Annotated in this window: 16 protein-coding genes; 11 read left to right on the plus strand and 5 right to left on the minus strand. The window is 61.9% G+C overall.

The features are described 5' to 3' along the window. Window positions 1-67 precede the first annotated feature (67 nt). A complete protein-coding gene (locus AC0R79_RS11205) occupies window positions 68-1,066 on the minus strand; it encodes an NAD(P)H-quinone oxidoreductase (RefSeq protein WP_474734414.1) in 999 nt (332 codons plus the stop codon). Between the two features lie 63 nt (window positions 1,067-1,129). After that, window positions 1,130-2,350, minus strand: coding sequence for a YbfB/YjiJ family MFS transporter (locus AC0R79_RS11210; protein ID WP_474734415.1), 1,221 nt, complete (start codon window positions 2,348-2,350; stop codon window positions 1,130-1,132). Between the two features lie 112 nt (window positions 2,351-2,462). Between AC0R79_RS11210 and AC0R79_RS11215 the strand changes: the two genes are divergently transcribed. Together AC0R79_RS11215 and AC0R79_RS11220 are read left to right on the plus strand one after the other, a co-directional pair. Further along, window positions 2,463-3,338 (plus strand): LysR family transcriptional regulator, encoded by an 876-nt coding sequence (locus AC0R79_RS11215; protein ID WP_127797517.1) that lies wholly within the window; start codon window positions 2,463-2,465, stop codon window positions 3,336-3,338. A gap of 249 nt (window positions 3,339-3,587) precedes the next feature. Continuing rightward, complete coding sequence (locus tag AC0R79_RS11220; protein WP_474734416.1) at window positions 3,588-4,493, plus strand: hypothetical protein; 906 nt, start codon at window positions 3,588-3,590, stop codon at window positions 4,491-4,493. 50 nt (window positions 4,494-4,543) lie between these two features. Here AC0R79_RS11220 and AC0R79_RS11225 read toward each other — a convergent pair whose 3' ends face one another. Next, on the minus strand, window positions 4,544-5,266 hold the full coding sequence (locus AC0R79_RS11225) for a pirin family protein (protein WP_474734417.1): 723 nt from the start codon (window positions 5,264-5,266) through the stop codon (window positions 4,544-4,546). A gap of 211 nt (window positions 5,267-5,477) precedes the next feature. Here AC0R79_RS11225 and AC0R79_RS11230 point away from each other — a divergent pair, with 211 nt between their 5' ends. Further along, a complete protein-coding gene (locus AC0R79_RS11230) occupies window positions 5,478-6,428 on the plus strand; it encodes a GlxA family transcriptional regulator (protein ID WP_258713200.1) in 951 nt (316 codons plus the stop codon). Between the two features lie 90 nt (window positions 6,429-6,518). Beyond that, a complete protein-coding gene (locus AC0R79_RS11235) occupies window positions 6,519-7,991 on the plus strand; it encodes an ATP-binding protein (protein ID WP_474734418.1) in 1,473 nt (490 codons plus the stop codon). Here the strand turns inward: AC0R79_RS11235 and AC0R79_RS11240 are convergent. Next, window positions 7,953-10,739 carry an ATP-binding protein gene (locus tag AC0R79_RS11240; RefSeq protein ID WP_474734419.1) on the minus strand — a complete coding sequence of 929 codons (2,787 nt, stop codon included), beginning with the start codon at window positions 10,737-10,739 and terminating at the stop codon, window positions 7,953-7,955. The genes AC0R79_RS11235 and AC0R79_RS11240 overlap by 39 nt on opposite strands. 333 nt (window positions 10,740-11,072) lie before the next feature. On the opposite strand from AC0R79_RS11240, the gene AC0R79_RS11245 reads away from it, so the two are divergent. After that, on the plus strand, window positions 11,073-11,642 hold the full coding sequence (locus AC0R79_RS11245; protein ID WP_127797522.1) for a flavodoxin family protein: 570 nt from the start codon (window positions 11,073-11,075) through the stop codon (window positions 11,640-11,642). A 7-nt stretch (window positions 11,643-11,649) separates the two neighbouring features. On the opposite strand, the gene AC0R79_RS11250 is transcribed toward AC0R79_RS11245, so the two are convergent. Next, entirely contained in the window at window positions 11,650-12,051 is a 402-nt protein-coding gene (locus AC0R79_RS11250) for a helix-turn-helix domain-containing protein (RefSeq protein WP_007956080.1), read from the minus strand. A 247-nt stretch (window positions 12,052-12,298) separates the two neighbouring features. On the opposite strand from AC0R79_RS11250, the gene AC0R79_RS11255 reads away from it, so the two are divergent. The 6 genes from AC0R79_RS11255 to ycaC all read left to right on the plus strand — a co-directional run bounded on the left by AC0R79_RS11255 (window position 12,299) and on the right by ycaC (window position 18,041). Continuing rightward, window positions 12,299-13,282: an MBL fold metallo-hydrolase gene (locus AC0R79_RS11255; RefSeq protein ID WP_474734420.1), complete on the plus strand. Its 984-nt coding sequence runs from the start codon at window positions 12,299-12,301 to the stop codon at window positions 13,280-13,282. Window positions 13,283-13,327: 45 nt separating this feature from the next. Further along, entirely contained in the window at window positions 13,328-14,248 is a 921-nt protein-coding gene (locus tag AC0R79_RS11260) for a LysR family transcriptional regulator (RefSeq protein ID WP_127797524.1), read from the plus strand. 178 nt (window positions 14,249-14,426) lie between these two features. After that, complete coding sequence (locus tag AC0R79_RS11265) at window positions 14,427-14,843, plus strand: DoxX family protein (protein ID WP_179695668.1); 417 nt, start codon at window positions 14,427-14,429, stop codon at window positions 14,841-14,843. After that, complete coding sequence (locus AC0R79_RS11270) at window positions 14,836-15,462, plus strand: antibiotic biosynthesis monooxygenase (protein WP_474734421.1); 627 nt, start codon at window positions 14,836-14,838, stop codon at window positions 15,460-15,462. Before AC0R79_RS11265 ends, AC0R79_RS11270 begins: the two co-directional genes overlap by 8 nt. Before the next feature lie 44 nt (window positions 15,463-15,506). Then, window positions 15,507-17,345, plus strand: a complete 1,839-nt coding sequence (locus AC0R79_RS11275; protein ID WP_007956093.1) for an amidohydrolase — start codon at window positions 15,507-15,509, stop codon at window positions 17,343-17,345. A 69-nt stretch (window positions 17,346-17,414) separates the two neighbouring features. Continuing rightward, window positions 17,415-18,041 carry an isochorismate family cysteine hydrolase YcaC gene (gene ycaC, locus AC0R79_RS11280; protein ID WP_039771508.1) on the plus strand — a complete coding sequence of 209 codons (627 nt, stop codon included), beginning with the start codon at window positions 17,415-17,417 and terminating at the stop codon, window positions 18,039-18,041. The last annotated feature ends 18 nt before the right edge of the window (window positions 18,042-18,059 follow it).

Raw genomic sequence — 18,059 nt, forward strand, 5'->3', positions numbered from 1 at the left:
GCCTTGACCCGTGCGTGACATTTTCGACCACCGCACGCCTGCAACGATTACAAAATACTGCAACGACTCAGTCGATCTTCAGCACAATCTTGCCGATGTGGTCGCCCGCTTCCATGTGCGCATGGGCCTTGGCTGCGTCGGCGAGCGGGTAGACCTTGTCGATGATCGGCAGGCAGCGGCCGGCGGCGAGCACCGGCCAGACGTGTTCGCGCAAATGATCGGCGATGGCAGCTTTTTCCGCCGAGGTACGGGCGCGAAGCAGGGAGCCGGTAACCACCGCACGCTTGCCGAGGATCGCCAGCAGATCGATGTCATTGGCCCGCGCGCCACCAAGGAAACCGAGCATCACCAACCGCCCATCCATCCCCAAGGCGCTGATGTTCCCGTTGAGGTACGAGCCGCCCATGATGTCGAGGATCACGTTCACGCCCTGGCCGGCGGTCTTCTCGGCGATGACAGCCGCGAAATCCTGTTCCCGGTAGTTGATCGCTTCGCCGCCCAGTTTGCGGATCGCTGCGCATTTATCGGCGCTGCCGGCGGTGGCAAAGGCTTCGATGCCAAACTCGCGGCACAGCATCAACGCGGTGGTGCCGATGCCGCTGGTGCCGCCGTGGATCAAGGCGCGCTGGCCACGGCTGACGCCGCCGAGGCCGAACAGATTGGCCCACACCGTGAAAAAGGTTTCCGGAATTGCAGCCGCCTGAATCCAGTCCAGCCCATCGGGAATCGGCAGGGCCTGGCCGGCCGGGACCGTGCAGTATTCGGCGTAACCTCCGCCATTGGTCAGCGCGCAGACCCGGTCACCGACCGCGAATGTGCTGACACCGCTGCCAATTGCCACGACCTCGCCGGCCACTTCAAGGCCCGGAATCGGGTTCATGCCGGGCTTCATCGGGTATTTGCCGGCGCGTTGCAGAGCGTCGGGGCGATTGATGCCGGCAGCCTTCACGCGGATCAGTATTTCGCCTTCTGCGGCGATTGGCAGCGGCACACGTCGGGATTGCAGAACCTCGGGCCCGCCCGGTTCGGTGATTTCGATTCGGGTCATTTCGGTGGGCAACGTCATTTTCGATTCCTCTTGAAAAAGTGATCAGTAGATGGGAGCACCGTCAGGGCCCAATGATTCCCGTCATTGGGCGCAGCAGCGTTGTTCGATTGAGGAGGGCAGCAGTTTCATGGCGTGCTCAAGTATCAGCGCGATCACGATGGCACCGCCGGCAATCACAAAGAGCAGCACATGGTGTCCGCCCGTGGCGTTGAACAGCGCCGAATAGGCGAATCCGGCCAGCGCCTGAAACGTGGCGAACGACACCGTGGCCCGGCTCCACGCCACCTGTTGGCGATGATGATCCGGCACCAGCTCATGCACCCGAGCCAACGCCAGCGGAACGATGCCCGGCGGAAACGAACCGAGGATCACCGCTAGCAGTGCCAGCGCCAGGAACGAATGCGAAATGGCCAGCAAACCAAGGGTGATCGCCTGCACCACCAGCACCAGACGAATGCCGGTCCGCGCACCGAGATGATCGGCGAGAAAGCCATAACTCACCGGACCGACGATGGCGCCCAGACCGTACATGATCCAGACCAGCGCGCCGACGTGCGCCCCGGCGCCCAGGCCACGGGCGACGTAATCCACCAGGAAAACCATGGCCGGCACCAGCCCGGCGGCCATGAACGCGTACTGGGCAAACAGCAGATAAACAGCAGGCGGTGTCGGCTCGACCGGTTCCGCCTGAGCCGTTGCGGTGGTTGCATGGGGCAGCTCCGAAGGCCAGCCGAACCAGCTCAATGCCGTCAGCGCCAGCGACAAAACGCCCAATCCCAGCCATGTCGCTTGCAGGCCCAGACTCAGCAGCAGCGGGACGATCGTGCCGGAGCCAGCGATGCCAAGACCGATGCCGAGGAAAATCGCCCCGCTGGCCAGGCCTTTGCGCGCGGCGGGTACATGGGGCAATACGGTCGCGGCCACCAGCACCATGATCGCGCCGCCCGCGATTCCGGACAGCAGGCGCCAGCCGAAATACCAACTCACCGACACCGGGTACGCACAGGCGAAAAACGCCACGGTCACCGCCAGCATCATCAGTCGCAGAGCGTTTCTCTGGGTAAGCCGGCGTGCCAGCGGGCGACCGAGGAGGGCGCCGATCAAGTAACCGACCAGGTTGGCCGCGCCGAGATAGACCACATCATGGGCGGAAAACCACTGCGCCTGAATCAGCGAAGGGATCAGCGGCGTGTAGGCGAAACGCGCCAGACCGATGCTGACCAGGCTGGCGCAGAGTCCGGCGAAGATCGCCAGCCAGACACTCGTGTCCGGACGTTCGGGCGAAGCAGTTGAAGTGCGCATGACGGCAATCCTGTGGAAAGGTTTATGGCGTCCAGCATATCGACTATCGTTGCTGCGTTAATGCAGCGAGTTTGCGTTGTTGTGATGCGTTTATGCATCAATAGAGGACGATATGAACTGGGATGATGCACGGGTGTTTCTTGCGGTCTGCCGCGAATCGACATTACGCGGCGCCGCGCGTGTACTGGGCGTGGATCAGGCGACGGTCGGGCGACGCATCACGGCACTGGAAAAGTCGCTGGGCGCGACCTTGTTCCTGCGCACCTCCGAGGGCTATGCACTGACGGCCGTCGGCGAAGCGGCGCTCAAGTCGGTGGAAAAAATGGAGCATTCGGCGCTGGAGCTGGAGCGGCGTATCCAGGGCCTGGACGACCGCCTGACCGGTAGCGTGCGAGTCAGCACCACTGATTCGCTGGCCATCGATTTCCTGATCCCGGCCATCGCGCAGTTGCACGAACGGCATCCGGACGTGCGCGTGCAACTGGACGCCTCCACGCAGATCCTCAGCCTGGCCAAACGCGAAGCTGACATCGCCGTACGCAATACCCGCCCGGACAACCCGGACCTGATCGCCCGGCGCATCGCGCGTTGGCCGGTGGGGCTGTTTGCCTCGCAGGCTTATGTCGACAGGCATGGCGTGCCGGCGCCGGGCAGTGCGTTCGAGGGCCATGATCTGGTGGTGTACCAGCCATATCTGCAAGGCAACAAGGACCTGACCCTGGTGACTGAACCCGTGACTCGCGGGCGGATCGTCGCCGGTCTCAGCTCCAGTCTGTTGGTCCGACGCTCGATTGCCGCCGGGCTGGGTGTAGGAGAAATTCCGGTCTACATGGGCGAGCGCGATGGTCTGGTCAGGCTGTGGCCGGAGCGTACGCGGCCGTTGCCTTATGAAGTGTGGCTGGTGACCCATGCGGATCTGCGCCATACCGCGCGGGTCAGGGCGGTGATCGAGCAGATTGTCGAAGCGTTTGCGCTGGAGAATGAGTAGTCCTTGATGCCGTGTAGGACGGCTACATCAGCTGACGATCTTGCCTACAACAGCGCCAGAATCCGCTGGCTTGTGAGTTTTTTGGCCGGGCCCTATCGTTTCTCACGCCCGGAGTGAACAGGTGAAATGCTCCGAGGTGATCAATCCAGGGAAGTATTGATAAACGTCAGAGGTGTGGAATTGATTGCAAGGGAAGTCAGCCAATTTCAAGCAAGCGACATGGCCGGGCAAACGGATAGAACTGAGTCTATGACCTACATAACGCGAGACGAATTCAGCGCCAGGATCGAAGTCATCGAGACAAGAATCGATGCACGGATCGAATCCATGTCCGCCAAGATCGATGGCTTTCTGACCCAGCAAGCCGAGCGGGATCAGGCACGGCTGGAGCTCGAAAAAAGTCAGGAGCAGGCCCGGCTGGAGCAGAAACGCTCCATGGAGGAGGCACGCTTCGAGTGGGAGCGATCTCAGGAGGCGGCGCGGCTGGAGCAGAAGCGAGAGCAGGAGACGGCGCGGCAGGCGTGGGAGAAGGCTCATGCGGTGGCGCGGCTGGAGCAGAAGCGAGAGCAGGAGACTGCGCGACAGGCGTGGGAGAAGTCTCAGGAAAATTCGCGCGTTGAGCGGGAGGAAGCCCAGGAGAAGTTGCGCGTTGAGCGGGAGGCGGCTCAGAAGAAGGTTCACCAGGAGCGGGAGCTGGCTCTGGAAAAAATTCAGCTGGCGCACGAGAAGAATCTGGAAAACCTGCGGCAGGAGCGCTTGAAGGCTCGGCTGGGGCATGAAAAGGTCTTGGAGACGGCCCGACAGGAGCGGGAGACCGCCCGGGTCGAGCGCGAGAAAGCCTACGAAAAGGTCAGACTGGAGCAAGAAAAGGCTCACCTGGAGCGCGACCAGCGTTACGCGATCGTCTCGGCTCGCATTGACAGGTCTCTGGAGCGAATTGACGAAGCCGTCAGGCAGGTCTCGACGATCAAGGCGAATTACTGGGCGGCAACGGCCGTACATTTTCTCGGAATGGTTGCCATACTAGCGGGTTCTTACTACGCCAATCAGGCAAACGTGCTCGTCACGATGCAGACCACCCTGGCCATGATTCAATCGGTGAAAGAGGCTGGAAACCCTGCGCCGGCAGTGCTGATGACCTTGCCTGCAGAATGAAAAACGGCCTTCAACGAAGGCCGTTTTTTCGAGTGATGAAAACCACCGACTCATGGCATTTCCGGCAACTCTTGCGGGCGCAGATCAAACACCAGGACTTCGGCATCCTGGCCATTGCTCAGGGTCAGTGCCTGTTCTTCACGAACCCGCACGCCGTCGCCTTCCTTCAACTGCACGCCGTTCAGTTCAACGCTGCCGCGAGCAACGTGCACGTAGGCATAGCGGTTGGCAGGCAGCTTGAGGGTGGCGCTTTCCTCGCCATCGAACAGTCCGGCATACACTCGTGCATCCTGGCGCACTTTCAGCGAGCCGTGGCTGCCTTCGGGCGAAATGATCAGTTGCAGGCGACCGCGTTTTTTCTGTTCGCTGAAGTGCTCTTGCTGGTAACGCGGTTTCGCGCCGCTGACGTCCGGCACGATCCAGATTTGCAGGAAATGCACAGGCTTGGTCGCCGAATGGTTGAACTCACTGTGGGCCACGCCGCTGCCGGCGCTCATCAGTTGCACATCGCCGGGGCGGATCACCGAACCGGTGCCGAGGGTGTCCTTGTGTTCCAGGGCGCCTTCGAGCACATAGGAGAAAATCTCCATGTCACGGTGCGGGTGCTGGCCGAAGCCCTTGCCGGCGGCGACGCGGTCATCGTTGATCACCAGCAGGTCGGAAAAACCCTGTTCACGCGGGTCACGGTAGCTGGCGAACGAAAAGGTGTGGAACGACTTCAACCAGCCATGATTGGCCAGAACACGGTCGGAAGCTTTACGAAGGGTCAGCATGATGAAATCTCCTTTCAGGACGTTGATTCGTCCGAGTGAGGAGAAGGTTACTGGTTACCATTCGATGCAATAAGTAGATGAAAATTGAAATACTGTCCGTTTTTAGTTGACAGTTGTGAGCACTGGATCACGCATTCTTTTCCAACGGTTCCACCGTATCTGGCCATAATGCGCAGACTTATGATTCCACATAGATTTTGGTGATACCCCCATGAAGACCGTGGCAATGGTGCTGTTTCCGGAATTTCTGCTGCTCGACATGGCCGGGCCGCTGGAGGTCTTTTCGGTTGCCAACCGTTACCTGAAACCGCAAGCCCACTATCACCTGACCACCCTGGGCACCGAGCGCGGGCCATTGCGTGCGTCCAATGGCGTCCTCGTGCACACCGATCGGCATATCGACGAAGCCGATGAGCGCTACGACTTGCTGCTGGTGCCGGGTGGTCCTGGCGCCTACAACGAAAAACACCCGCCGTTGCTCGACTGGCTGCAAGGCGCGGTGACGCGCGCCGGGCAATACGGCTCGATCTGTACCGGCGCCTTCGTGCTCGGTCACGCCGGCTTGCTCGACGGCTACCGTGTGACCACCCACTGGAATTACACCGAACGCCTGATCAAGGGCTTTCCGAAGGCAAACGTCGCGACCGACCAAATTTTTGTCGAGGATCGCAACCTGATCACCTCCGGAGGCGTCACGGCCGGCATCGATATGGCGTTGGCGGTAGTGGCTCGTGATCATGGCAAAAAGATTGCCCAGGACGTGGCCAAGGTGCTGCTGGTGGTGATGAAACGCCAGGGCGGGCAAGCGCAGTTCAGCCCGTTGATGGCGGCAGTGGCGCCCCAGGAAACCCCGATCACCCGGGTGCAGAATCATGTGCTGGAGCATCTGGAGGAAGCCTTCACTGTGGAGCGCATGGCGGGGCTTGCGAACATGAGTGCACGGCACTTCGCCCGTGTGTTTGCTCGCGAGGTCAACATGACGCCCATGGAATTCCTGCAAAGTGCGCGCATCGATTGCGCGCGAAATCTGCTGGAAACCAGCGATCTGCCGCTGAAAACCGTGGCCTATAAGAGCGGTTTTGGCAGTGTGCGGCACATGCGGTTTCTGTTCGGCGAAAAGCTCGGGCTGACCCCGACGCAATATCGCGAACAGTTCAGCTAGAGCGGTTCTGTCCGTTACGGGCATCCGGATGTCCGTGCTGGACCCCGCGTGGTGGTTGTACCGTCATCGAGGCCTGCGAAGATAACGGACATGAACAGCCTCAACGAATTGAACTCGGCGTCGGTCCTGCGTTTCGGGCCGTACGCGTTCCATTTGCGCCAACGGCTGATCCTCGAAGGGGATCGGCAATTGCGCATGGGCGGTCGTGCGCTGGACATTCTGCAAGTGCTGGTCGAGCGCGCCGGGCGGGTGGTCAGTAAGGAGCAATTGATCGCGCTGGTGTGGCCGACCTCGGTGGTCGAGGAGATCAACCTGCGGGTGCACATCGCCGCGTTGCGCCGGGCCCTCGGTGATGGTGAAAACGGTCAGCGCTACATCGTCAATGTGCCGCAATGCGGGTACAGCTTCGTGGCACCGGTGCAGGGCGACAGCGTCGCCCAAGTGGTGTTCGAAAGTCTGCAAGCGCCCCAACACAACTTGCCCGCACGGCTGACGCCGGTCACCGGGCGCGATTCACTGGTCGGTGGTCTGGTCCGGCAACTGCCGTTGTCCCGGCTCATGACGGTGACGGGACCTGCCGGTGTCGGCAAAAGCACCGTGGCACTGCGTGCAGCGGAACTGCTGCTGCAGCATTTTCGTGACGGCGTGTGGCAGGTGGATCTGTCGCAGATCGACGAAGACACCCCGCTCCTCGATCACCTGCTGAAAACCCTCGACATCGATTTCCCCACCCTGGCCGCGCGTCACGCCTTGCTGGTGCTGGACAACTGCGAGCATCTGCACGAAGCCTGCCGGAACCTGCTGCAAACACTCCTCGGCGCCGCACCTCGTCTGTCGATCCTGGCCACCAGCCGCGAGCCGTTGCGTCTCGCTCTGGAAGTCCTCCAGCCACTGCCGCCCCTGACCCTTCCCAAAGCCTCGGCCCTCAACAGTGTCGCCGAGGTCATGGGCTATTCAGCGGTGCAGCTGTTTGTCAGTCGTGCCCGTGCGCGTCAACACGGTTTTTGTCTGCGTGAGCAGGATCTGGAAACGGTGCGCGATATCTGTCGGCGGCTCGACGGTCTGCCATTGGCGATCGAACTGGCGGCGGCGCAGATCGATGCGCTGGCGCTGGTCGGCCTTCAGACCCAACTGGATCAAGGCCTGCAAGTTCTGAGTCACGGTCGTCGCACCGCCGTGACACGCCACCAGTCGATGAAGGCTGCGCTGGACTGGAGCTATCAGCGCTTGAGCGAGCGGGAACAACGCGTGCTGCAACGCTTGTCGGTGTTCAAGATGGCATTCACCCTGGATGCCGCCATCGGCGTGATCAGTTGCGCGCAATTACCACCCTCGACACTGGTGGCAGTGGTCGAACAGCTCGCGGCCAAGTCGTTGCTGACCACAGATCGATCCAGCGGAACACTGCGCTATCAAATGCTCAACACCACGCGCCGCTATGCCCGCGAACAGTTGGAGCAGGGCGGCGAACTGAGTGATGTCGAGCGTCGGCACGCGCGTTACCTGGGTCGCACCCGGCCAGCCTCAAGCGGCCGACTGACCGCGCAGTTCGTCGAGCAGTAACCGCACCTTGCGCAAGTCCGGGGTGGCATAGCCTTCGGTGAAGCGCTGGTAGATCGGTGTCAGCAATTCGAGTGCCTCACGGTAGCGCGACTGACGCTGCCACAACTGCGCCAGCGACGTCGCGCTGCGCAGTTCCCAGGCCAGGGCGCCTTGTGTCCGCGCAATCTCTAGCGATTGCTGCAAGGCGCTTTCGACCGTGTGATGACAGTGCGATTCAGCCGCCAGCAATCGCTCGGCCCGGGCCCGCAAAATCTCCGCCGTGCTCCAGCCGGCCGCGCCACTTTGCGCCCGTTCCAGCAACGCGTCATCGACGAAACCCGGATCCAGCGTGACCATGATTTCCCTGACCAGACCGCTGTCGGCGGGCGGGATGGCGGGGGCCTTGTCGGCGTCGATCACCTGCGCGTAGTGCCGCGCCCACGTGTAGAACAGCAGCACCGAATGCTTTTGCGCCTGTTCGAGCAACAGTTGCAGCAGCGCGCGGGCGTTTTGTACGTCGCCGTTGTAATGCGCGATCAGGCACGAGGCGAGTGCCAGGGTGTAGCAGATCGAGGTGCCGTGGTTGATCTGTACCGCGATGTCCAGCGCCTGCCGTGCCGTGCGCCAGGCCTGCTCGGGAAAACCTTGCAGCCACAACACTCGGGCGAGGACGGTCAGCGAGGCGACGCTCTGGTCGTATTGCACGCCGAAACCGTGAGTGAAGCGGTTGAGATGGCCGCTGTGGGCCATGCGCTGAATGACCTGTTCGGCGTGGATTCGCGCCTGATGCTGATCGCCGGCGTAATGCAGCGCGAGTACCCGCAAGCGATGGGTACTCAGGGACAACTGCGCATCGCCGTGCACTCCGAGGCTTTCGAATTGCTCGCTCTGCTCGAGCGCCATCTGGTAATGCCCGCAACTGAGGTTGACCGCCATGTGCCCCGACACGGCGCGCAATTGTCCGGCCTTGTCGTCGTGCCTTTGCGCCAAGAGACGGGCACTGGCAAAGGCTTCGATGGTTTCCGGTGTGCCACCCCAGGTGTGGTAGCAGGCGCTGCCGAGGGCCAGTTTCAAGGCGATTTCCAGTCGCGGGCAGGGCTCGTCGGATGACGCCAGCAACGCGAGTGCCCGGCGCACATGCACGCCGTACTCCTTGAGCAGGGACAGCTCCTGCCACAACGGCGCCGAGGTCGCCGTCAGGCGCACGCCAAGAGCGCGCGAGCCTTGGTCATTCAGCGTCCACTCAAGCGCCGCGCGCAGGTCTTCAAGACCACGGGCATAACGCTCGATCCAGACTTCGGTCGCCGTGTTTTCCCAATCGGCCTGGGCCTGATGCATCAGCGCCAGGCTGCGTTCGGCATGACGCTCGCGGGTTTCGCCGAGCTCGGCGGCCTGGTCGAGTTTTTCCAATGCATAGCGACGAGTCGTGTCGAGCAGGCGATAAAACACTTCTTCATCACCGACCTCGACGTTGAGCAGCGACTTGGCGACCAGTTGCGTGATCGAGGCAAACACTTCGTTCGACTCGATGTGCTGACCGACGATAACCGCCGCCGCAGATTCCAGCGTGAATGCGCCACGAAACACGCCCAGTCGGCGCAGGCCGGTCTGCTCGCAGGCGTTGAGCAGATTGAAACTCCAGTCCAGCGTAGCGCGCAGGGTTTCATGCCGACCGAGGCGAGTCTGATTGCCCGCCGGCAAACGCCCCTGAAGCTGACTCAGCAAACCGTCCAGCCCAAGACCTGCCACCTGCGCGGCGGCCAGTTCCAGTGCCAGCGGGATGCCGTCCAGCCGTCGACAGATGTCGATGATCAACGGCAGATCAGCGTTACCCGGCTCAAAGTGTTCGTGCGCCGCCATCGCCCGTTCGACGAACAGTTGCAGCGCAGAGAATCCCATCGCCTGATCGCGGTCGAGCACTGCAATCGGTGGTGGACAATCAAGAGATTCCAGACGCTGCACAAACTCGCCCTCGGCGCGCAGACTTTCGCGGCTGGTGGCCAGAATATGCACCTGCGGCGCGCCACGCAGAATGCTTTCGCTGAGCAACGCCACGGCGTCGATCAAGTGCTCGCAGTTATCGATCACCAGCAGCATCTGCCGCTCGCGCAGGCTGTTGATCAGGCAGGTCATCGGTTCACTGTCGTGCAGCGAAAGATCCAGCAGGGCGGCGAGGTGCGAGCAGATCGAGCCGGGATCGTTGAGCGGTGCCAGATCCAGCAGACGAATCCCGTCGCGATAACGACCGATCAGCTGTTCGGCGACGCGCAGGGCCACGGTGGTTTTGCCGATGCCGCCGGGGCCGACCAGGGTGATGCAGCGCTGGCGTGGCAGCTGCGTCATCAGACTGTCGACCACCGACTGGCGCCCGATCATCCGCGTACGACGCAATGGCAAGTTGTGCCGGCCGAGGTTGGCGGCGGTGGGACGTTGTTCAATCGATTGCATCACCACTGGCGCGACGAAACTGTAGCCGCGCTGCGCCACGGTGACGATGTAACGTTGCCCGGCCTGACCGTCGCCGAGCGCCTTGCGCAACGCGGCCATGTGCACCCGCAGATTGATGTCTTCCACCACGCTGTCCGGCCAGACCCCGGCGATCAGTTGCTGCTTGCTCACCACCTCGCCGGCGTGGGCCAGCAGGATCAGCAGAATGTCCATGGCGCGGCGGCCCAGGCGCAAAGGCTGGTCGCCTTCAAGCACCAGCCGCTGGCCGGGGTGGATCCGATAGGGGCCGAAACCGATGGCCTGATTCGGGGAAAGACTCAACCGCTCACTCCTTCGACGTTTTTTATGATCCTGGTCCGCCTCGGTGAAGAATCCGTGACGGGCAGGGCGGGGAGCGACTCGAGGGTCACGCAAGCCGTCTAATCCGCAGTATCCGGGCATATTCCTCAGGATTTGTCGCCAGTGCAACGTGCGCGCAGTGCACGCGCCCCGGCATCGCTCGGCATCCAGTGCCGTCACTACTGTATTTAAAGGCCGGAACCTGTGCCGGCTCACCCGACAGCCGGGAAAAATTAACAACGATTAACTCGTCCGCGCCCGCTTCAGAGCCAAAACTCCGGGGCAATGGAATGCATACGTCCGGAGGACGCTGCGATGAGCAAGGTAGTGGTGGTCTATCACAGTGGCTACGGGCACACCCGCGTCATTGCGCAGGCAGTGGCCGAAGGTGTGGAACGCCACTTGGGCAGCACTTGCCTGCTGCTGGCGGTGGAAGACGTGGAAGCCCACTGGGATGACCTGCACCGCGCCGACGCCATCATCTTTGGCGCGCCGACCTACATGGGCAGCGCCTCGGCGGCGTTCAAGCAATTCATGGAGGCCACGGCCTCGTTCTACCTCGCCCGGCCGTGGCGCGACAAACTCGCGGCGGGCTTCACCAATTCCGGCAGCCTGTGCGGCGACAAGCTCAATACCCTGGTGCAGATGGCGGTGTTCGCGGCCCAGCATTCGATGATCTGGGTCGGGCTTGATCTGTTGCCGGCGCGTGCGTGCGAAGGTGTGTTCGACGGCCAGTTGAATCGCCTCGGCAGCTCCCTCGGTGCGATGTCCCAATCCAGTGTCGAACAACCGCCCGAGCAGGCACCGCCTTTGGAGGACCAACAAACCGCCGCGCACCTGGGCGAGCGGGTGGCGCGACTGGCTCAGCGGATGGCTCGAGGCTGAAACCGCCTCAGCGGTTTTTCATGACCTGACAACGCCACGCAAACGGATTGATCCCTTCGCTGCGGGTGAAGATGTGGCAGAAGTGCGCCTGATCGCAGAAGCCGCACTCCAGGCTGATCTGCGTGAGGCTGTGGTTGGTGTGCTGGATCAACAGCTTGGCCCGGGCGATGCGCTGGGTGCGGATCCAGTCTTGCGGCGAGTACCCGGTGCTGCACTTGAACGCCCGGGAAAAATGGCTGCGTGAGAGTGAGCAGGCGCTGGCCAGTTCGGTGACTTCAAGGCTGTCGCCGAGGCGTTCGAGGATCAGTTGTTTCACCAGCCGCTCGCGCTGCGGGCTGAGGCCGCCGGTGCTGGTCTTGCGGGGTTCGCTGGCAGGGGCGCGGGCGACGGTTTGCTGTAAGTGAGCCATGGCCAAGGTCCGTGTCGGTGGGGAACGCACGGTCAGCGCTTTCCCTCAGGTCAATAAAACAACGCTGCGCAGAGGGATTCATTGTTTGGCGAGGGGCGAAGGCTGACGAGTTAAACGTTGTTAATTCCACTGTCAGCTTCAACTCAGCACACCGCTGCAAGTCCCCATGACGGGAACCGGGCAGGATGGCGACGATGGGGAGCGGGCCATAAGGGCCGCAGAATCGGGCTCGTTCGAGGGGATGAATATGAAAGGTTTGTTCAACGGCGCAATCGGCGTGGCGTTGGTCGGTGTGATGTCCACCGCCATGGCGCAGGCGCCGCAGGTCGGCACGCAGGCGCCGGGCTATTTTCGACTGGCGTTGGGCGATTACGAAGTGACGGCGCTTTTCGACGGCTACAACGATTTGTCGCCGAAGCTGCTGCAGGGCATGAGCCAGAGCCAGATTCGCGCCTTGCTGGCCCGCCGCTCGATTGAAACGCCGGGTGTGCAGACCGCGTTCAATGCGTTCCTGGTCAACACCGGCAAACAACTGATTCTGGTGGATACCGGCGCGGGCCAGTGCATCGGCGCCACTGCCGGCCAGCTCTCGGCGAACATGCAGGCAGCGGGTTACAAGCCTGAGCAGGTCGATGCGATTCTGCTGACTCACCTGCACCTGGATCACGTCTGTGGACTGGTCGACGGCCAGCAACAACCGATCTTCGCCAATGCGACGGTTTACGCCGCCAAGGCAGAAGCCGATTACTGGCTCGACCCGCAGGCCCTCGCCAAGGCACCAGCCGGCGCGCGGGAGTTCTTCAAGATCGCTCAGGACTCTACCGCGCCATACGTCTCCGCCGGGCGCTTCAAGACATTCGCGGTGGGCCAGTCGCCGTTGCCGGGCTTGGTCGAAGCCACGCTGGAAGCCGGGCACACGCCGGGCAGTACCACTTACCGTTTTACTTCACAGAATCAGAGCATCGTGTTTATGGGGGATCTGGTGCACAACCTCGCGGTGCAGTTCGATCATCCTGAGGTAGCGATCAGCTTCGACGTCAACAGCCAGCAAGCGATCAAGAGTCGTAATGCGGTGTTCAGTGCAGCGGCGGCCAGCAAGACCTGGGTAACGGCTGCGCACTTGCCGTTCCCGGGCATCGGCCATATCACCGCGGTCGACAAACACTTCCAGTGGGTGCCGGTCGAATACGGTCCCTACAAACGCGCGGCCAAAGTACCGCTCATCGAGTAAAGTGCCCACCTTTCACGTCAGGCTCAAACAAGGAAAACGTGCCCCATGAACCGAAACGATCTGCGCCGCGTCGACATGAACCTGCTGGTGATTTTCGAAGCACTGATGTTCGAAAAGAACCTGACCCGCGTCGCCGAAAAACTGTTCATGGGCCAACCGGCGGTGAGCGCGGCGCTGGGCCGCTTGCGCGATCTGTTCGACGATCCGCTGTTGCTGCGCAACGGTCGCGGCATGGAACCGACGGCGCGGGCGCTGGCGATTCTTCGGGAGCTGCAACCGGCGATGGACGTGATTTCCGGCGCGGTCAGCCGGGCCAAGGAATTCGATCCGGCCACCAGCTGCGACGTGTTCCGCATCGGCCTGTCGGATGACGCCGAGTTCGGTCTGTTCCCGCCGCTATTGCGCCAGTTGCAGGAAGAGGCGCCGGGGATCGTAGTCGTGGTGCGCCGTGCCAACTACCTGCTGATGCCGACTTTGCTGGCTTCCGGGGAAATCTCCGTCGGCGTGAGTTACACCACCGATCTGCCGGCCAACGCCAAGCGCAAGAAACTGCGCGACATTCCCTGCAAGGTCCTGCGCGGCGACAACCGCCCGGGCCCGCTGACCCTCGACGAATACTGCGAGCGGCCCCACGCGATGGTCTCGTTTTCGGGGGATCTGAGCGGCAACATCGATGTGGACCTGGCCAAGGTTGGCCGCAGCCGCCGCGTGGTGCTTGGAGTGCCGCAATTCAGTGGGTTGCGCGCGCTGTTGGCGGGCACCGAAATGATCGCCACCGTGCCGGATTACGCGGCGTGTGCGTTGGTCGAAGGCTGTGCGTTGCGGGCCGAGGATCCGCCGTTTCCGATTGATGCGGCGCAACTGTCGATGGCCTGGAGCGGGGTGCATGACAACGACCCGGCGGAGAAATGGCTGCGGTCGCGGATCAGTCAGTTCATGTCGGTGACGCTGGATATTCCGGCGTAACAAGACCTGAAACACAATTCGTTCATCGCCTCATAACCCTGTGGGAGCAAGCTCGCTCCCACAATAATTTGTGTCGTTCGTGGGTTCTGCGTGTTCTCGCAAAGAGAGCACACCCATCCAATTTCCCCCCGATCAATCATTGCACTATTCCCTGCAATGATTGATCAAGGGTGGGCCCATGAACGCTGTACAACGCGATGACCAGGCGCAAAACCTTGGCCTGCTGTTCCTGCGGGTGACCGGCGGGTTGTTTCTGCTGTTCGTCCACGGCTTGCCCAAGCTGCTGGATTTCACCGCGCAGCTGCAACTGATCGAAGACCCGTTTCACCTCGGGGCCCACCTCACTTTGATTCTGGCGATCTTCGCCGAAGTCCTCTGTCCGCTGCTGATCGTCGCCGGGGTGCTGGCGCGTCTGGCGTGCTTGCCTATTCTGTTTGTGCTGCTGGTAGCGCTGCTGCTTGTGCATCCGCAATGGAGTGTGGCCGAAGGGCAGTTCGGCTGGTTGCTGTTGATCCTCTTCACCACTGTTCTGATCGCCGGGCCGGGACGGCTGGCGCTCAATGTTCGTTTGCCCGGAGTACTCCGTTATGCCTGATGCCCAGACCCTGAAAAAACCGGGACCCGAAGAAACCGTGACGCTGATCGTCAAGCACCGGGTCAAGGCCGGTTTCGAGCAGCCTTACGAAGCCTGGCTGCGCAATATCGTCAGCGTGGCGGGGCGCGAAGAAGGGCATTTGGGCGTGGACGTGATGCGCAGTCAGCAGGGCGGGCTCGCACTGTTCACCTGCGTGCTGCGTTATTGCTCGACAGAAGCGATGCAGCGCTGGCTCGATTCGCCGCAGCGTCAGAAGCTGATCGATGAAGCGGCGCCGATGCTCGCCGACGGCGACCAGACCGAAGTCAACGCAGCCAATGAATTCTGGTTCACACCGACGGCCGAGGCAGGTTCGCCGCCACCGCGCTGGAAGCAGGCCGTGGTCACGCTGCTGGTGATTCTGCCGCACACCTTGCTGGTGCCGCTGATCTGGGGGCCGCTGCTGCAACTCAATGCATTCCTGTCCAACTACGTGGTCGCCACGTTCCTGATCACCCTGACCATCGTAGTGTCGGTGGTCTACGTGTTCATGCCGCCCGTGACCCGTCTGTTCGCGCCGTGGCTGGAAGCCGGGCAGTCACACAAACACCACGAATCCAACGCCAACCCGCCGCGCTGAGCCGGCGGGTTTCGCTCCGTTTCACTTATCTCGAAGGAACTGCGATGAACGCCGATCTGATTCTGTTCAATGGCCAATTTCATACGGTAGACCGCGAAAAACCCCTCGCCAGTGCCGTGGCGATCAAGGACGGCCGCTTTGTCGTCGTCGGTAACGATACGCAAGCCATGGCCCTGCGCGGCGCCGGCACTCAAGTGGTCGACCTCAAGGGCCGCTGCGTGATTCCCGGCCTCAACGACTCGCACTTGCACCTGATCCGTGGCGGCTTGAACTACAACCTCGAACTGCGCTGGGAAGGCGTGCCGTCGCTGGCCGATGCGCTGCGCATGCTCAAGGATCAGGCCGACCGCACGCCGACCCCGCAATGGGTACGCGTGGTCGGTGGCTGGAACGAATTCCAGTTCGCCGAAAAGCGCATGCCGACCCTCGAAGAAATCAACCAGGCGGCGCCGGACACCCCGGTGTTCATCCTGCACCTGTATGACCGCGCGCTGCTCAACCGCGCCGCATTGCGCGTCGCCGGTTACACCCGCGACACGCCGAACCCGCCGGGCGGCGAGATCGTGCGCGATGCCAACGGCAACCCGACCGGCATGCTGGTGGCGCGGCCGAACGCGATGATTCTGTACTCGACACTGGCCAAGGGGCCGAAGCTGCCGCTGGAATATCAGGTCAACTCGACCCGCCAGTTCATGCGCGAACTCAACCGCCTCGGCCTGACCAGCGCCATCGATGCCGGCGGCGGTTTCCAGAACTACCCGGACGATTATCAGGTGATCGAACAACTGGCCAAAGACGATCAGTTGACCGTGCGCATTGCCTACAACCTGTTCACCCAGAAGCCGAAAGAAGAACTGACCGATTTCCAGAACTGGACCGGCAGCGTCAAGTTGCATCAGGGCGATGACTTCCTGCGTCACAACGGCGCCGGGGAAATGCTGGTGTTCTCGGCAGCCGACTTCGAAGACTTCCTCGAACCGCGCCCGGACCTGCCGCAAACCATGGAACAGGAACTGGAGCCGGTGGTGCGCCACCTGGTCGAGCAGCGCTGGCCGTTCCGTCTGCACGCCACCTACAACGAATCGATCAGCCGCATGCTGGACGTGTTCGAGAAGGTCAACCGCGACATTCCGTTCAACGGCTTGCCGTGGTTCTTCGACCACGCCGAAACCATCACTCCGCAGAACATCGAGCGGGTGAAAGCGCTGGGCGGTGGCATCGCGATTCAGGATCGTATGGCATTCCAGGGCGAATACTTCGTCGATCGCTACGGCAAGCAGGCCGCCGAAGCCACGCCACCGATCAAACGCATGCTCGCCGAAGGCGTGCCGGTCGGCGCGGGCACCGATGCCACGCGGGTGTCCAGCTACAACCCGTGGACTTCGCTGTACTGGATGGTCAGCGGTCGCACCGTTGGCGGTCTGGCGCTGTACGAAGAAGGTTTGCCACGCACCACCGCGCTGGAACTGTTCACCCACGGCAGCGCCTGGTTCTCGTCCGAGCAGGGCAAGAAGGGCCAGATCAAGGTCGGGCAACTGGCGGACCTGGCGGCACTGAGCGCGGATTTCTTCCATGTCGAGGAAGAAGCGATCAAGTGGATCGAGTCGGTGCTGACCGTGGTCGGCGGCAAGATCGTTTACGCCGCCGGTGACTTCGAAAAACTCGGGCCGGCCAGCGTGCCGGTGCTGCCGGACTGGTCGCCAGTGGTGAAAGTCCCGGGCCACTGGCGCCCTAATTCGCCCTTGCAGGCCCAGGTTCACCAGTGCAGCGGCCCGTGCGCAGTACATACCCACAGCCATGAAAAAGCGCGGATGTCGAATGCGCCGGTCAGCGACTTCGCCGGTTTCTGGGGCGCGTTCGGTTGCTCCTGCTTCGCGTTCTGATGCTTTTGAAAAAGCGCCGCTCTGTGTGAGCGGCGCTCCCCGCAACAACCATCCATCGAGGAGTTTCACATGAGCAACGTTCCTTACAGCCGCCTGAACAAAGACGATGCCGTTGTACTGTTGGTCGACCACCAGACCGGTCTGATCTCGCTGGTACAGGATTTCTCGCCGAACGAGTTCAAGAACAACGTGTTGGCACTGGGCGACATCGCCAAGTTCTTCAACCTGCCAACTATCCTCACCACCAGCTTCGATTCCGGCCCGAACGGCCCGATCGTGCCTGAGCTGAAAGAGCAATTCCCGGACGCACCGTTCATTGCCCGCCCTGGCCAGATCAACGCCTGGGACAACGAAGACTTCGTCAAGGCCATCAAGGCCACCGGCCGCAAGCAACTGATCATCGCCGGTGTGGTGACTGACGTATGCGTGGCGTTCCCGACTCTGTCCGCCATCGCTGAAGGTTTTGAAGTGTTCGTGGTGACCGACGCTTCCGGCACTTTCAACACCACCGTGCAGCAAGCAGCGTGGGCGCGGATGTCGGCTGCCGGCGCGCACCTGCTCAACTGGTTCGCTGTGGCTTGTGAGCTGCAAGTCGACTGGCGCAACGACATGGAAGGGTTGGCGAATCTGCTGTCGCAGCGTCTGCCTAACTATCGCAATCTGATCAACAGCTACACCAAGTTCACTGCCCAGTAATTGGCTGAAGAAAATGCC

It is taken from the genome of Pseudomonas sp. HD57-3, assembly GCF_056113135.1.

Coding starts and splice junctions, on each gene's coding strand:
- AC0R79_RS11260 (WP_127797524.1), top strand. CDS start 13,328: ATGAACCGAAACGATCTGCGCCGCGTCGACATGAACCTGCTGGTGATT.
- AC0R79_RS11265 (WP_179695668.1), top strand. CDS start 14,427: ATGAACGCTGTACAACGCGATGACCAGGCGCAAAACCTTGGCCTGCTG.
- AC0R79_RS11205 (WP_474734414.1), bottom strand. CDS start 1,066: ATGACGTTGCCCACCGAAATGACCCGAATCGAAATCACCGAACCGGGC.
- AC0R79_RS11270 (WP_474734421.1), top strand. CDS start 14,836: ATGCCTGATGCCCAGACCCTGAAAAAACCGGGACCCGAAGAAACCGTG.
- AC0R79_RS11275 (WP_007956093.1), top strand. CDS start 15,507: ATGAACGCCGATCTGATTCTGTTCAATGGCCAATTTCATACGGTAGAC.
- AC0R79_RS11250 (WP_007956080.1), bottom strand. CDS start 12,051: ATGGCTCACTTACAGCAAACCGTCGCCCGCGCCCCTGCCAGCGAACCC.
- AC0R79_RS11215 (WP_127797517.1), top strand. CDS start 2,463: ATGAACTGGGATGATGCACGGGTGTTTCTTGCGGTCTGCCGCGAATCG.
- AC0R79_RS11230 (WP_258713200.1), top strand. CDS start 5,478: ATGAAGACCGTGGCAATGGTGCTGTTTCCGGAATTTCTGCTGCTCGAC.
- AC0R79_RS11225 (WP_474734417.1), bottom strand. CDS start 5,266: ATGCTGACCCTTCGTAAAGCTTCCGACCGTGTTCTGGCCAATCATGGC.
- AC0R79_RS11235 (WP_474734418.1), top strand. CDS start 6,519: ATGAACAGCCTCAACGAATTGAACTCGGCGTCGGTCCTGCGTTTCGGG.
- AC0R79_RS11220 (WP_474734416.1), top strand. CDS start 3,588: ATGACCTACATAACGCGAGACGAATTCAGCGCCAGGATCGAAGTCATC.
- AC0R79_RS11245 (WP_127797522.1), top strand. CDS start 11,073: ATGAGCAAGGTAGTGGTGGTCTATCACAGTGGCTACGGGCACACCCGC.
- AC0R79_RS11210 (WP_474734415.1), bottom strand. CDS start 2,350: ATGCGCACTTCAACTGCTTCGCCCGAACGTCCGGACACGAGTGTCTGG.
- ycaC (WP_039771508.1), top strand. CDS start 17,415: ATGAGCAACGTTCCTTACAGCCGCCTGAACAAAGACGATGCCGTTGTA.
- AC0R79_RS11255 (WP_474734420.1), top strand. CDS start 12,299: ATGAAAGGTTTGTTCAACGGCGCAATCGGCGTGGCGTTGGTCGGTGTG.